Genomic DNA, 14,853 nt, shown 5'->3' with positions numbered 1-14,853 from the left:
GGTTGCCATATGTCGCCTCGCCAAAGGTATAGCGGGACTGTAAGTCACAGGCGGGATAATGCCTCATCTGGCGTCAAGGACGATTCTTTGGGCTTATTCGAATAGAAATAGGACGATTTTACTGCCTGTATTCTTTATATATGAGCGCTATACCCGAAAATGAAGCATGCGGTATTGCACACGAACTGGGAAGGGAATGACAGCACTACCTAAGCATTCCGGTCCTGTTTTGCGCGCATACCTGCAACGCATTACGAACAATGAAATTGAAGCTGACCCGGCCCAGCAGGAAGCGGTCGTGCGGCTCGACGAATTGGCGCGCGCATTGAGCCTCTATCGTGCGCGCCGCCGTGGCGTTCTCTCCTGGCTGAACCTTGGAAGGTCGTCAGCCCCTCAAGTGCCAAAGGGGCTCTATATCCATGGCGGCGTCGGCCGTGGGAAGACGATGCTAATGGACCTATTCTTCGAGAATGTTGAGTTTGCGCCCAAGACGCGTCTTCACTTTCACGAATTTATGGCCGAGACCCATGAGCAGATCCAGGCCGCCCGCAAGGATGAGCCTGGAGACCCCATCCCGCTTGCTGCATCTCGTATTGCCGATAGGGCCGGCCTTTTGTGTTTCGATGAGCTTCACGTCACGGACATTACCGACGCGATGATCCTGGGCCGGCTGTTTCGCGTCCTCTTCGCGCGCAACGTTGTCGTCGTTGCAACGTCCAACGCAGCGCCAGCGAACTTATATAAAGACGGACTTAATCGCGCGCTTTTCCTACCTTTCATTGACTTGATCGAAGATCATATGTCGGTGCATGTCCTCGATGCGCAAAAAGACTTTCGGCTCGCTAAGCTTGCCGGTCGTCAGCTTTATTTCTCTCCGGCTGACGAAGTCGCGCGCGCCGAACTGGATGCTCTTTGGATGCGCCTGACCGGAGTAGCGAACCCGTCTTCTCAGGGTATCGAAGTCAAGGGGCGAACAATCGAGGTCCCCGCAGCAGCGATGGGCGTAGCTCGATTTAGTTTTGCCGACTTGTGCGCACGCCCACTCGGTGCACTTGACTATCTTCAGATCGCGCACGCTTTCCATACCTTAATAATAGAAGACATCCCCATTCTGACTCCAGACAAGCGCAATGAAGCGCGCCGCTTCATAAATCTGATTGACGCGCTTTATGACAACAAGGTGGGGTTGATTTCATCAGCGGCGGCCGAGCCTGATGCACTGTATCCGCATGGAGATGGCGCAGACCTATTTGAGCGAACGGTCTCCCGGCTCATGGAAATGCGTACCGAACAATATCTCGAAACGCGAAACCGGCGGGCTGAAAATGTCCGCGCGCTATAGAACTATGGCGCTGCAGGATCTGCCCACTAAATAATACGGCCCGGAACAAGAAGTTCCGGGCCGATCGAAGCAACGAGTATTTTGCCTTTTATTATCGGCTCGTTCCGGAGCTGGCACCCGGCTTCTGGGGCGGCTTCCATTCTGGTGCTGCAGCCAGTGCGTCGCTTGTCGCGGCCGCAGTGATCATCGGCTTATTGGGGTCGGTGTTGTCGATCTTCAACTCGGACAACTGAAGGGCGACGTTCTTTTCACCCAATCCAAGGAAACCACCGACGCCCACGATGATGGATTCAACCTGACCATCCTTCGTCAGCAATACGTCATTCACGTTGCCGATAGATTCATTGGCACCATTACGGACCGACGAACCGATCAGCTTGCTGACACGAAGCTCGCCCTGACCGATTGTCGTGGCGCCTGCATCAGCGGTGGACTTGCTCATGGTCTCCGCGCTTGGGGACTGAGCTGAAGCGCCCGGCGCTTTGTCTTCCATGCCAGCAGCACCGTTGCTTGAACCCGGCATGGCGCTATCAGGAGTGGCCGGCTTGTTCTGCGTGTCGCCCATTGACGGCTTGGCCGGATCAGCGCCTGGAGCCGCGCTCTGCGCGAAAGCAGGGCCTGCAGCCATAAGTGCCAGTAGCGAGGCCGTGGTGATGAGCTTTTTCATAGCGATAAACCTCTTTTACATCCTTGGGAGCTGTTCAACCGCCTTACTGCGGCTGAGCGCTGCCTGCAAAGGCAACTGCTCCAAAGAACGGCCCATCCCGAAGTAGGGTTCCATGTCAATCTGACGCTACGATACGCAAGATGCTCCCAACGGAATATCCGCTGGGAGCATTTATAGTGACGTCAATTGATTGTTTCGCTGAGTTCCGTACGAACGTTAGCAATCGCGCGTTATGGTTTCCCACCGAGTCCAAAACTGGATCGACGTGACGACGGCTCGTCCGCTTTCTCGGTCCCGTCGGAATTGGTGTCGGCCAGTTCGGTAGTAGGTGTCAAAGTCTCCGCTTTGGCTTTAGCGAATTTCGGCCCCGCACCATAAATGAGAGCGGCTCCGGCCATGTCGCCGACGGCGAGATCGTGTTGCGTCTCATCATATTTATAGAACATCAGAGATCCGCGCTCGCTGGGATGATCAAGGCCGATCGCATGACCGAGTTCGTGCGCCAGCGTGTACCGTAGATCATAAGCAGCTAGGTCGCCATCGAACCCAACTTTCCACGGCATGTCAGGATTGAGGCAGATCAGTGAACGTTTTATTTGGCGCGTGCCGGGGGATACGCGGTCAGCCGCCAGTTCGACATTTGTGAAGGCGCGACCGATGCCTCTAACCTGAGCGCCGATCAAAATATTCGCCACTTGCGGCGTAGCCGCCTCAACAAAGCGAATGTTTGCCGCTTCTTCCCACATGCGCGTTGCTTTGGTGAATTCCTCGCGGAATTGCCTCATGGAAATACGTGAATGGTCGAGCGCCTTGCCCATAGGCTGCATAGCTCCGCAATTGCGGGCATCTTTGCTATGCACGATCTTATTGGCAAAGGCGTAGGTGACGACCGTTGTTTCGCTGGACTGAATTGGAGACCATCTTGCGAAATGCCCCTGAAGCTTGAGAAGCTTGTAGTTGTCTTCCTCGGCCAGCACGGCTGGCGCCAAGAAGATATGCGCGGCAATAAAGCTTGCCAGCGCGCAATAGATTCCCCGTATCAACGTGTCCCTCCTGCCCCTACTTGCCTTAAACCTCATGATCCCCTTGGGCCGCGCTTGACCGCCTTACCACGCAAGGCGCGCCGGCAAATTTATCTTGCAGTGCACATGCATCGCCTATCGAGGGAACCTTCGTCAACCCCCGGGCGTTACAAAGGGTTGTGCGCAACTCTGGCTACCGTTCGGGAATTCAGATTCTCCGAAGTGGGACTGTCGGTGTCCACATTATGGGTAGGAAACCGCCGGCCAACGCATCCATCAGATACTTTGGGCGATCTTCCGTCAGCAAACCTGAGCCGTTATTCAGGTCTGTGTTGGCGATGGCCATCTGTCGCACTTTGGATCCCAGCTTTAGTGCAGTCTCAAAGTGTGCTGAATTGGACGCGCTCACCGTCATTCATCCACAAGACCAAGATTTATTCCAAATTGAAGGAGATAACGCTCAATGGCGCGCACCAAAATCGCACTCATCGGCTCTGGCATGATCGGCGGTACGCTTGCGCACCTTGTCGGTTTGAAGGAGCTAGGCGACGTCGTGATGTTCGACATCGCCGAGGGACTTCCCAACGGCAAGGCGCTCGATATCGCGCAATCCGGAGCCGTGGAGGGTTTTGATTGCGCATTGAAGGGCACGAGTTCCTACGCTGATATCGAAGGCGCCGATGTTTGCATCGTGACCGCCGGTGTTCCGCGCAAGCCGGGTATGAGCCGCGACGATCTGCTGGGCATCAATCTCAAGGTGATGGAGCAGGTTGGCGCAGGCATCAAAAAATATGCACCGAACTCTCTGGTCATCGCGATCACCAATCCCCTCGATGCGATGGTCTGGGCGCTTCAGAAGGCGTCGGGTCTGCCACGTAACATGGTCATCGGAATGGCCGGCGTTTTGGATGCCTCCCGCTTCCGTCACTTTCTCGCGACTGAGCTGAACGTATCGGTTGAAGACGTGTCGGCCTTCGTTCTGGGCGGTCACGGCGACGACATGGTGCCGCTGATCCGCTACTCCACCGTTTCCGGTATTCCCCTCCCTGACCTTGTAAAGATGGGCTGGATCAAGCAGGAACGCCTCGATGAAATCGTGGACCGTACCCGTAAGGGCGGTGGTGAAATCGTTGCACTCTTGAAGACCGGCTCGGCTTTTTACGCTCCAGCCGCATCCGCCATCGAAATGGCTGACAGCTATCTCAAGGACAAGAAGCGGGTTCTGCCTTGCGCCGCATACTTGAACGGCGAATATGGGGTCAAAGGACTTTACGTTGGTGTTCCGGTGGTGATCGGCGCAGGTGGCGCCGAACGGATCGTTGAAATCGACCTGAACTCCGGCGAACGCGCGATGTTCATGAAGTCGGTCGAATCAGTGAAAGGCCTTGTCGATGCCTGTAACCAAATTGCACCGCAGCTCGGCGCCTAGATGATCGCAAACGGCGCACCCAAATGGTGCGCCGTTTTGGTTTTAGCCCCCCGTGGCAACGGAATGTGTCGCCTGCTGAGCGAATTTTGCTGCGATAGACAACCTAAGTTGATCGCGCCTTGCTCAGGAAGCGCACTGGTATATGGTATGCCAAGCTGATCCAAAAAACGGGCAGCCCCAAGGAATGGCAATGGAACTGGCCGTCGCATTTGAGGCGTCCAGCAAGCGGAAAAGCTCAACATGAACATTCATGAATATCAGGCCAAAGAACTATATCGCCAATACGGTGTTCCCACTCCGACAGGCTATCCTGCCTTTACAGTCGACGAAGCTGTTGCGGCCGCGCAGAAATTGCCCGGCCCGGTTTGGGTGGTAAAAGCCCAGATCCACGCTGGCGGCCGTGGCAAAGGTTCGTTCAAAGAGGCCGAAGCAGGCGACAAAGGCGGGGTTCGTCTCGCCAAGTCAATTGATGAGGTGAAGGAATTCGCCAATCAGATGCTCGGCAAGACGCTTGTTACCGTACAGACGGGCGCAGCCGGGCGCCAAGTCAATCGGCTATATATTGAAGACGGCTCCGCCATTGAGCGCGAACTTTATCTCTCCGCGTTGGTCGATCGTGCGACCTCGCGCGTCGCCTTCATCGTGAGCCAGGACGGCGGCATGGACATCGAGAAGGTGGCTCACGATACGCCTGAACGCATCACCACGCTGTCGATAGATCCGGCTTCGGGCTTCCAGCAATTCCACGGCCGTAAAGTCGCATTTGCGCTGGGCCTCAAAGGCGATCAGGTCAAGCAATGCGTTAAGATGGTCAATGCACTTTATAACATGGTCATCGAGAAGGATATGAGCCTGCTCGAAATCAATCCGCTGGTCGTGACCAAGGACGGCAGCTTGATCGCGCTCGATGGCAAGATGGATTTCGATTCCAATGCGCTCTTCCGGCATGCCGAAATTGTCGAAATGCGCGACCTGGCAGAAGAAGATCCGATGGAGCTCGAAGCCTCCAAGTACGATCTCTCTTATGTCAAACTCGATGGCAACATCGGCTGCATGGTCAACGGTGCAGGTCTCGCCATGGCCACGATGGATATCATCAAGCTGTACGGCGCCGAGCCAGCCAACTTCCTCGACGTTGGCGGTGGCGCGTCCAAAGAAAAGGTGCAAGCCGCGTTCAAGATCATTCTCAACGATCCGGCGGTGAAGGGCATTCTGGTCAACATTTTCGGCGGCATCATGCGGTGTGACATCATCGCTGAAGGCGTCGTCGCGGCCGCGCGCGAGATGGAAATCAAAGTTCCACTCGTTGTCCGTTTGGAAGGCACAAACGTTGATCTCGGCAAGAAGATCCTCAGCGAATCCGGGCTGAAGATCATTCCGGCTGACGATCTGGCCGATGCTGCCAAAAAGATTACGGACGAAGTGAAAGCCGTCGCGTGAACCTCTCGCCACGCATCCAAGTTGAGATCAGATTTCTATAAAAGGCTCACCAATGGCCATTCTTATCGATAAGACAACCAAGGTAATCTGCCAGGGGCTCACCGGCGCGCAGGGCACCTTCCATACTAAGCAAGCGCGCGCCTACGGCACCCAGATCGTTGGTGGCGTCACGCCGGGCAAAGGCGGCACAAAGCACCCGGACGCCGAACTGGCAGACATCCCGCTTTATGACACCGTGATCGATGCCAAAAAGGCGACCGGCGCAACGGCCTCTGCCATCTATGTGCCGCCGCCGTTTGCGGCAGACGCCATCCTCGAAGCGATTGATGCCGAAATCCCGCTCATCGTGTGCATCACCGAGGGCATCCCGGTTATGGACATGGTCAAGGTGAAACGCGCCTTATCTGGCTCCGCGTCGCGCCTTGTTGGTCCGAACTGCCCCGGAGTTTTGACTCCGAATGCCTGCAAGATTGGCATCATGCCTGGCAACATCTTCAAGGCGGGTACGTGCGGGATCGTCTCCCGTTCAGGAACCCTGACCTACGAAGCGGTCAAGCAGACCACGGATGCCGGCATCGGCCAATCGACGGCTGTCGGCATCGGCGGCGACCCAGTGAAGGGGACCGAGTTCATCGACGTGCTCGACATGTTCCTCAACGACCCCGACACCCATTCGATCATTATGATCGGCGAAATCGGCGGTTCGGCTGAAGAAGAAGCGGCCGAGTTCATCAAGCAGGCAGCAGCGGCAGGCAAGCGCAAACCCATGGCTGGTTTCATTGCCGGTGCGTCGGCGCCTCCAGGCCGGCGCATGGGCCACGCCGGCGCGATCATCTCCGGCGGCAAAGGCAAGGCTGAAGACAAGATCGCAGCGATGACCGAAGCCGGCATTGCCATGGCCGATAGCCCAGCCTCGCTCGGTACTACACTTTCGGCGGTCTTAAACCGTTAGTCAAAACCTACTAAGTACAGTTAGACCTTCGCCGTCTTGCGTGGCGGCGGAGGTCTTTTAATGTCCGGACACGATGCCTAATATCAAGACATAGTGTCCCAAATTTTTTGGGCGCTATCTCGGAGGGTGAGGATGCGGGCGTGATTGCGTGTCCTCGATCTGGCGTAATGTCGGAGTATGCAACTGCGAGATCGCGCGCTCTGACGCGATCCGCGAACTGTGGGCCTAACAAACAGGCGGGCGGCTATGACGCGCGAGGCACTTAACCAGTCGTTTCTCTTGACTTCATTCTTGGATGGGGCCAACGCCGCGTATATTGAGGATTTGCAGGCGCAATATGCCGCCAATCCCGGCTCAGTGCCTGACGCTTGGCGGCACTTTTTTGAAAGCCTCCAGGAAGACAAGTCAGTCGTAGAATCCGATCCGGGCAACCCGCCGTGGGCGACGCCCCTCACCAAACTCGAGTCCAACGGCGATCTGGTTGCTGCACTGACCGGTGACTACGCCCAGGTTGAACGGACCCTTCACGGGAAAATCTCCGCCCACGCAAATCATATGGGCGTCGATCTATCACCGGTCGCCTCGCTGCGCGCGACCCAAGATTCCATTCGCGCTCTCATGCTCATTCGCGCGTATCGCGTGATGGGCCATTTGGCTGCCGAGTTGGACCCTCTGGACCTCGCCGACCGCAGAGTGCACGCCGAACTGAAGCCTGAAACCTATGGCTTCACGGAAGCCGACTATGACCGTCCGATTTTTATCGATCGCGTTCTTGGGCTTGAGACGGCGAGCATTCGCCAGATTCTCGATATTCTGCGCCGGACCTATTGCCGTCACATCGGCTACGAGTTCATGCACATCACTAATCCCCTGCAGAAGGCGTGGATTCAGCGGCGCATTGAGGGTGAACGCAAAGACATCAGATTCACCGTCGAAGGCAAGAAAGCGATCCTCAACAAGCTGATCGAAGCTGAGACCTTCGAAAAGTTCGCAGACGTCAAATACACCGGTACGAAGCGGTTCGGCCTTGACGGCGGCGAAGCAATGGTCCCAGCCCTTGAGCAGATCATCAAGCGCGGCGGCCAGTTGGGTGTTCGTGAAATCGTTATCGGCATGGCTCACCGCGGCCGCCTCAACGTTCTCGCCAATGTCATGGCGAAACCCCATCGCGCCATTTTCAATGAATTCAAAGGCGGGTCGTTCAAGCCGGACGACGTGGAAGGATCGGGTGACGTCAAATATCACCTCGGCGCCTCGTCGGATCGCACCTTCGACGGCAACAACGTTCACCTCTCGCTGACGGCGAACCCCTCTCACTTGGAGATCGTTGATCCTGTAGTGCTGGGCAAGGTACGCGCGAAGCAGGATCAACACGGCTGTGCACCGAACGAACGCACGTCGATCATGCCCTTGCTGCTGCACGGTGATGCGGCGTTCGCAGGGCAGGGCGTCGTTGCCGAATGCTTTGGCCTCTCCGGTTTGAAGGGGCACCGTACCGGCGGCTCGGTTCACTTCATCATCAACAATCAGATCGGCTTCACGACCAACCCGCGGCACTCGCGGTCCTCGCCCTATTGCACGGACGTGGCCAAGATGGTTGAGGCGCCGATCTTCCACGTCAACGGTGATGATCCGGAAGCCGTCGTTCACGTCGCGAAAATCGCAACTGAGTTCCGGCAGAAATTCCAAAAGCCGGTCGTCATCGACATGGTCTGCTACCGGCGGTTCGGTCACAACGAAGCCGATGAGCCGATGTTCACGCAGCCGCGCATGTACCGCCGAATCAAGGCGCACACGCCGGTCGCGCGTCTGTACGCCGACAAACTGATCGAGGAAGGCGTCCTGGCGGATTCGGATGTTGACCAGATGTACGCGGGCTTCCGCTCGCATCTGGAGGAAGAATTCGCGGCTGCAGACGCCTATAAGCCAAACAAGGCGGATTGGCTCGACGGCCGGTGGTCATCCATCGGGTTCGCCGAGGACGAAGCTCGTCGCGGTGTGACGGGCGTAGACATCGACACGCTTCGTGATATCGGCCGGCGTATTACGACGATCCCCTCGGACTTCATCGTGCACAAAACCGTGCAGAGGTTGTTGGATCGCCGCCGCGAGATGATTGACTCAGGCGTCGGCATCGATTGGGCCATGGCCGAACACTTGGCTTTCGGCTCGCTGGTTCTTGAAGGTTTCCCGGTGCGTCTGTCCGGACAGGATTGCGAACGCGGCACCTTCTCCCAACGTCACTCCGTCCTTACCCATCAAGAAACAGAAAAGCGTTTCACGCCCCTACGGCACATCTCTGCCGACCAGGCGCGGTTCGAAGTTATTAACTCGATGCTTTCGGAAGAAGCCGTACTAGGTTTCGAATACGGGTTTTCGCTGGCTGAGCCCAACGCGCTTGTTTTGTGGGAAGCGCAGTTTGGCGACTTCGCCAACGGCGCGCAGGTGATCTTCGATCAGTTCCTGTCGTCAGGTGAACGCAAGTGGTTGCGTATGTCAGGCCTCGTCTGCCTGCTTCCGCACGGATACGAAGGTCAGGGCCCTGAGCACTCTTCGGCCAGACTCGAGCGATACCTACAACTCTCGGCGGAAGACAACTGGCAGGTGGCCAACTGCACCACGCCAGCGAACTACTTCCACATCCTGCGTCGCCAGTTGCACCGCAAGTTCCGCAAGCCGCTGATCCTGATGACGCCGAAATCGCTCCTCCGTCACAAGCGCGTGGAATCCCGCTTGGAGGAGATAGCGACCGGAACAACGTTCCACCGCGTTCTTTGGGACGATTGCGACCGCCAGATGCGAAACGCTTCGGGTCTCAAGCTTAAGCCGGACGACCAGATCCGCCGCGTCGTTCTCTGCTCGGGCAAGGTCTACTACGATCTTTACGAGAAGCGAGAAGCCGCCGGACTTGAGGACGTCTATCTTCTGCGCGTCGAACAGCTTTATCCGTTCCCAGCACGCACGCTTATCCAGGAGCTCGGCCGCTTCACCAACGCCACCGAATACATCTGGTGCCAGGAAGAACCGAAGAACATGGGAGCATGGACCTGGATTGAACCGAACCTTGAATGGGTTCTCGATCATATCGGCGCGAACGCTTCTCGGGCCATCTATGCCGGGCGTCCCGCATCGGCGTCGACGGCCACCGGATTGGCAAAACGTCACCAGACAGAGCAACAGACGCTTGTCTCAGAGGCTTTGAACGCTTAAGCGCTCTCCTCATATTGCAGCAAGCCATTTTGGGGGGCGCCTGTCAGGCGCTTCTGCTAGGAAAAGCGAAAGGTCCGGCGAAGATGTCTATCGAGATTCGCGTGCCCTCATTGGGTGAGTCTGTTACCGAAGCCACGGTCGGCCAGTGGTTTAAGAAGCCGGGCGATCCGGTGAAGGTCGACGAGCCTCTTGTCGAACTGGAGACGGACAAGGTCACGGTAGAGGTGCCGGCCCCCTCGACCGGCGTTCTGGCGGACATCATTATCCAGCAGGGCGAGACTGTCGAAGTTGGAGCCTTGCTCGCGACTTTGGGTCAAGGAACTGAGGCGAGCCCAACCCCGGCCGCCAAGCCGTCAAAAGCCGCTGCAGCACCAGCCCCTGCCGAAAGCTCGAGTTCCTCCAAGGAGGACATGCCGCCATCTCCAGCAGCTCGAAAGGCGCTGGCAGAAGCAGGCCTGTCGAAAACAGACGTGGAAGGCTCTGGTCGTCGCGGCCAAGTGCTCAAACACGACGTCCCGGCTGTTTCTGCTCAGCGCGCGCAGCCAAGTTCATCAGCGACGGCATCTTACGTGCCTGTAGCCGCACCCGCTCCGTCGCAAGGTCTGCGCGTGCCATCCGCGCCCGTTGACGACCAGCGCGAGCAGCGCGTTAAGATGACCAGGTTGCGCCAGACGATCGCCCGTCGTTTGAAAGATGCACAGAACACCGCTGCTATGCTGACCACCTTCAACGACGTCGACATGTCGGCGGTCATGGAGATGCGCAGTCAGTACAAGGATCTTTTCGAGAAGCGTCACGGTGTCAAGCTGGGCTTCATGGGCTTCTTCGCGAAAGCTTGTATCCAGGCCTTGAAGGAGATTCCTTCGATCAACGCGGAGATCGATGGCCAAGATCTGGTCTACAAAGACTACTACCACATTGGTGTCGCCGTCGGGACGGACAGAGGGCTCGTCGTGCCCGTCGTCCGTGAGGCCGACAAAATGTCGATCGCGCAGATCGAAGGCAAGATTGCCGAATTTGGCCATAAGGCCCGTAATGGACAGCTCGGCATCGAAGAGATGCAGGGGGGCACCTTTACGATCACCAACGGCGGCGTCTTTGGTTCGTTGATGTCGACGCCGATTCTTAATGCGCCGCAGTCCGGTATTCTCGGTATGCACCGCGTCGAGCAGCGCCCCGTCGTTCTGAAAGATGGCTCTATCGTCGCGCGCCCCATGATGTATCTGGCCCTCTCCTACGACCACCGCATCGTCGATGGCAAGGAAGCCGTGACCTTCCTGGTTCGCGTCAAGGAATGCCTTGAAGACCCGCATCGCTTCGTTCTCGACCTGTAAGTCCGCGGAGCCCCGCACGTGATCGCAAGAGATTGAGACGAAGGAGCGAAACGAAATGGCAGGACCTTACGATCTGATCGTCATCGGCACTGGTCCGGGAGGCTATGTGTGTGCCATCCGGGCCGCCCAGCTTGGGCTCAAGGTGGCGGTCGTCGAAAAGCGCGCCACGCATGGCGGCACCTGCCTCAATGTTGGCTGCATTCCGTCAAAGGCATTGCTGCATGCCTCCGAACTCTATGAAGAGGCGGGCCACGGCTTCGCCGGTATGGGGATCGAGGTCAGCCCTAAATTGGATCTGGCCAAAATGCTGGCCTTCAAGGCTGACGGCATCAAGGGCAACGTTGATGGCGTTGCCTTCCTTCTGAAGAAGAACAAAATCGATTCCTACACAGGCACCGGACGTATTCTCGCACCTGGAAAGGTGAGCGTAACGCCGGAAAAGGGTGAAGTTGTCGAGTTGGAAACGAAGGCAATCGTAATCGCTACCGGTTCCGACGTCGCAAAGCTGCCGGGCGTAGAGATTGATGAAAAGCGCGTTGTTTCTTCGACTGGCGCGCTTGAACTGAGCAAGGTCCCGTCGACGATGATCATCGTTGGCGCCGGTGTGATCGGCCTCGAACTCGGCTCGGTCTGGCGTCGTCTGGGTGCTAAGGTCCACGTCGTTGAATTCCTTGATCGCATCCTGCCGGGAATGGACAATGAAGTAGCGAAGCAGTTTCAAAGGATCCTGTCCAAACAGGGCATCACCTTCCAGCTTGGCGCCAAGGTAACGTCCCTCAAGAAAGACAAGTCGGGCTGCAAAGTGCGCGTTGAGCCGGTTGCCGGTGGAGATGCAACGGAACTTGCAGCAGACGTTGTTCTCGTTGCAATCGGCCGGGTGCCATACACCGAGGGATTGGGGCTCGAAGAATTGGGCGTCGCACTAGACAATCGCCGCCGCATTATCGTCGACGATCACTTCGCAACCAATGTCGATGGCGTCTACGCTATCGGCGACGTGATCGCAGGGCCGATGCTGGCCCACAAAGCGGAAGACGAAGGCGTGGCGCTTGCCGAGCTGCTGGCGGGCCAGGCGGGCCACGTCAACTATGACGTCATTCCCAATGTGATCTATACGTACCCAGAGGTCGCTTCTGTCGGGAAAACCGAGGAAGAGCTGAAGGAAGCCGGTATCTCCTACAATGTCGGAAAATTCCCCTTCATGGCCAACGGCCGCGCGAAAGTGAACCGGACGACGGACGGCTTCATCAAAGTGCTAGCCGATGCGCACACGGACAGGATACTCGGCGTCCATATGGTTGGGCCGCACGTTGGCGAGCTTATCGCCGAAGCGGCTGTGATCATGGAATTTGGCGGCTCGTCAGAAGATCTGGCGCGCACGTGCCATGCACACCCCACGCTTACGGAAGCCGTCAAGGAGGCCGCCATGGCTGTCCAAAAACGCGCCATTCACATGTGAGCCAACGGCCAAACTTGCGCAAGACAGGATACGGTCTCACGCATAGTTCACAGTGTCTATCAGCGGATGCGCAAATAGAAATGGCATTTTGTTGCCTAAAGGCCTACAACGCCTCGCGAAACACTTGACGGATATCGGGGCAACGCCATTTCGACCTTATTGGACGCCATTGGGCTAAGCGGGCTCCAACTCGGCCTGCTCGTCGCCGTAGCCATCGTTGCGGGCATCGTGCGTGGCTACTCCGGCTTCGGCTTTTCGGCCATCGTCATCGCTGGCGGGACCCTGGTGATCCCTCCAGCGACGCTGGTCCCTGCGCTCTTCATGCTCGAGATCGTCGCGAGCATTCACATGCTGCCTTCGGTCCGGAAAGATATCGACTATCCGAATTTCTGGCCCATGCTGGCGGGATGCGCCGTCGGCCTGCCCCTAGGTCAGTATCTGCTCGTCCATCTTGAGCCCGATACGGTCCGCTTCTATATGGCTTGGAGCGTGCTGGTCTCAGCATTTCTGATTTGGCGTGGCGTCAGCTTCCATCGCAGCATGACATGGCCTCTTGCCGCATTCACCGGATTCGTGACGGGCTTTGGATCCGGCCTCGCCTCCATCGGGGGCTTGTTCGCAATGGTCATCTTTTTGGGGACGCGCTACCCGCCGGCCCAAGTGCGGGCCGTCTTCGTTGCGATGTTCTTTGCAATGTATGTTTATGGCGTTGGCTTGTCGTCGCTCAACGGCCTGATAAGCGCGACAACGTTCTGGATTGCGCTCATCCTGCTCATCCCCATGATTTCAGGCATTGTTCTGGGGCAGCGGCAATATCTGTCGACTACGCCGGAAGCGTTCCGTAGGTTTGCGTTGTTCCTCCTGATGGCGCTCGCGTCCATCGGCATTCTGCGCATCGTGTTTCTCTGAGGTGCGAGGCGCGCCTCACTCAACCGGGACAACGCGATAGCCAGCGTCACGCAGGAGCTTCACAAGCCCCTCTTCGCCGACGAGATGCAATCCGCCAACAGCGATAAACGCGCCGCCCTCTGCCAGGAGAGGCAATGCGCGCGTGCGCATCGTTCGGTTCCGATTGGTAATCAACGCTTCGCGGAAACCATCAAGATTGTCTGTCACTTCACCGGATTTGGCCGCCACGTACAGCTGCAGCGGAATCACCGCTCCTAGCTTTCTCTGGAGATAAAGGCGCAACACCGTTTCACGGAGATCATCGGCACGGCTTGCGTGAACCAGACTGGCGCGCAAGATCTGAACCTGCTCGTCCATCGGCACGGCCGCGGCGGCTTCGAGCTGCGACTGTAACGTCTCAAGTCCAACGACAGGGATCTTCTTTTCCTGCGCATAGGCGGAGACGACCATATCGAGGACGAGCTTGCCCCCTGCGACCCGTTCGCGCTCGCAAGGGCCAACCGCCAGTATCATGCTCACGACCCAGGGCTTGTACATGTGAGCCATCGCGGTCGGCAGCTTAGCTTCTTCCAGCTTTTTCTCGACCAGCGAGAAAGCTTCGGAAGAGATCACCTGGTCGAGGCGGTGGCCATTGTCGAAAAGCACCAAATCGGAAGCTGCCCCGATAGCCTGCATTGTCGCGACCGGTGAGATATCAGCGACTTCCAACGCGACCACACGAGATTTGCCAATGGCGCTCTTCACGGCATCGGAAAGCTCGGTGATCCGTTCGTCGGTTAGATGGATTGTGCCGAACAGGTAGGAATCCGGCTTTCCGTCGCGTTCAACACGCCACAACGCGGCACCATCATTCGCGGTAGCCTGCGCCTCAGTCATAATCTTCGTGAAGCTCGCAGGATCTTGCGCCTGTACGTCAGCCAAGATATCCCGCCCTGAACAGGTTCCAGCATCTTTGTCGTTAGCGAGAGCGGCGGAGGCATCGAATGCGGAGAGGTTGAACACGAGCCCTATGGCGGCGAGCGCTCCGGCAGCAGCACGCGTAAGAGCGCTGCGCGCACGCAATAAAGCAAACAACCGGACAGCCGGCAT

The 14,853-nt window shown here is 57.4% G+C and carries 11 protein-coding genes; 8 read left to right on the top strand and 3 right to left on the bottom strand.

Annotated features, from left to right (window positions below; genetic code table 11):
- The first annotated feature begins 196 nt into the window (after window positions 1–196).
- Entirely contained in the window at window positions 197–1,342 is a 1,146-nt protein-coding gene (zapE, locus tag BLS30_RS05220; RefSeq protein WP_052743717.1) for a cell division protein ZapE, read from the top strand.
- Between the two features lie 91 nt (window positions 1,343–1,433).
- Here the strand turns inward: zapE and BLS30_RS05215 are convergent, their stop codons facing one another.
- Window positions 1,434–2,009: a PRC-barrel domain-containing protein gene (locus BLS30_RS05215; RefSeq protein WP_046477223.1), complete on the bottom strand. Its 576-nt coding sequence runs from the start codon at window positions 2,007–2,009 to the stop codon at window positions 1,434–1,436.
- 230 nt (window positions 2,010–2,239) lie between these two features.
- Entirely contained in the window at window positions 2,240–3,052 is an 813-nt protein-coding gene (locus BLS30_RS05210; RefSeq protein ID WP_170832411.1) for a matrixin family metalloprotease, read from the bottom strand.
- A 442-nt stretch (window positions 3,053–3,494) separates the two neighbouring features.
- On the opposite strand from BLS30_RS05210, the gene mdh reads away from it, so the two are divergent.
- From mdh to BLS30_RS05175, 7 genes are all read left to right on the top strand, one after another.
- Window positions 3,495–4,460, top strand: coding sequence for a malate dehydrogenase (gene mdh, locus BLS30_RS05205; RefSeq protein WP_046477226.1), 966 nt, complete (start codon window positions 3,495–3,497; stop codon window positions 4,458–4,460).
- 240 nt (window positions 4,461–4,700) lie between these two features.
- Window positions 4,701–5,900, top strand: a complete 1,200-nt coding sequence (gene sucC, locus BLS30_RS05200; RefSeq protein WP_046477228.1) for an ADP-forming succinate--CoA ligase subunit beta — start codon at window positions 4,701–4,703, stop codon at window positions 5,898–5,900.
- 52 nt (window positions 5,901–5,952) lie between these two features.
- The gene (gene sucD, locus BLS30_RS05195; RefSeq protein ID WP_046477230.1) at window positions 5,953–6,852 is read left to right on the top strand and encodes a succinate--CoA ligase subunit alpha; all 900 of its coding nucleotides are present in this window, start codon (window positions 5,953–5,955) and stop codon (window positions 6,850–6,852) included.
- Between the two features lie 246 nt (window positions 6,853–7,098).
- On the top strand, window positions 7,099–10,062 hold the full coding sequence (locus BLS30_RS05190; protein WP_090227018.1) for a 2-oxoglutarate dehydrogenase E1 component: 2,964 nt from the start codon (window positions 7,099–7,101) through the stop codon (window positions 10,060–10,062).
- Between the two features lie 83 nt (window positions 10,063–10,145).
- The gene (gene odhB / locus BLS30_RS05185; protein WP_090227434.1) at window positions 10,146–11,396 is read left to right on the top strand and encodes a 2-oxoglutarate dehydrogenase complex dihydrolipoyllysine-residue succinyltransferase; all 1,251 of its coding nucleotides are present in this window, start codon (window positions 10,146–10,148) and stop codon (window positions 11,394–11,396) included.
- 55 nt (window positions 11,397–11,451) lie between these two features.
- A complete protein-coding gene (gene lpdA / locus BLS30_RS05180) occupies window positions 11,452–12,855 on the top strand; it encodes a dihydrolipoyl dehydrogenase (RefSeq protein WP_046477236.1) in 1,404 nt (467 codons plus the stop codon).
- 159 nt (window positions 12,856–13,014) lie between these two features.
- Window positions 13,015–13,764, top strand: coding sequence for a sulfite exporter TauE/SafE family protein (locus tag BLS30_RS05175; protein ID WP_170832410.1), 750 nt, complete (start codon window positions 13,015–13,017; stop codon window positions 13,762–13,764).
- Between the two features lie 15 nt (window positions 13,765–13,779).
- Here the strand turns inward: BLS30_RS05175 and BLS30_RS05170 are convergent, their stop codons facing one another.
- Window positions 13,780–14,853 carry a TraB/GumN family protein gene (locus tag BLS30_RS05170; protein WP_052743719.1) on the bottom strand — a complete coding sequence of 358 codons (1,074 nt, stop codon included), beginning with the start codon at window positions 14,851–14,853 and terminating at the stop codon, window positions 13,780–13,782.

Source organism: Filomicrobium insigne (assembly GCF_900104305.1).
GTDB classification, from domain to species: domain Bacteria; phylum Pseudomonadota; class Alphaproteobacteria; order Rhizobiales; family Hyphomicrobiaceae; genus Filomicrobium; species Filomicrobium insigne.
The sequence above is the reverse complement of the archived record's forward strand: the minus strand, read 5'-3'. Positions and strand labels throughout refer to the sequence as shown.

What these genes read in the sequence shown, in the direction of transcription:
- BLS30_RS05190 (WP_090227018.1), top strand. Translation starts at nt 7,099, where the DNA reads ATGACGCGCGAGGCACTTAACCAGTCGTTTCTCTTGACTTCATTCTTG.
- mdh (WP_046477226.1), top strand. Translation starts at nt 3,495, where the DNA reads ATGGCGCGCACCAAAATCGCACTCATCGGCTCTGGCATGATCGGCGGT.
- odhB (WP_090227434.1), top strand. Translation starts at nt 10,146, where the DNA reads ATGTCTATCGAGATTCGCGTGCCCTCATTGGGTGAGTCTGTTACCGAA.
- sucC (WP_046477228.1), top strand. Translation starts at nt 4,701, where the DNA reads ATGAACATTCATGAATATCAGGCCAAAGAACTATATCGCCAATACGGT.
- lpdA (WP_046477236.1), top strand. Translation starts at nt 11,452, where the DNA reads ATGGCAGGACCTTACGATCTGATCGTCATCGGCACTGGTCCGGGAGGC.
- zapE (WP_052743717.1), top strand. Translation starts at nt 197, where the DNA reads ATGACAGCACTACCTAAGCATTCCGGTCCTGTTTTGCGCGCATACCTG.
- sucD (WP_046477230.1), top strand. Translation starts at nt 5,953, where the DNA reads ATGGCCATTCTTATCGATAAGACAACCAAGGTAATCTGCCAGGGGCTC.
- BLS30_RS05170 (WP_052743719.1), bottom strand. Translation starts at nt 14,853, where the DNA reads ATGCCGGCTGTCCGGTTGTTTGCTTTATTGCGTGCGCGCAGCGCTCTT.
- BLS30_RS05215 (WP_046477223.1), bottom strand. Translation starts at nt 2,009, where the DNA reads ATGAAAAAGCTCATCACCACGGCCTCGCTACTGGCACTTATGGCTGCA.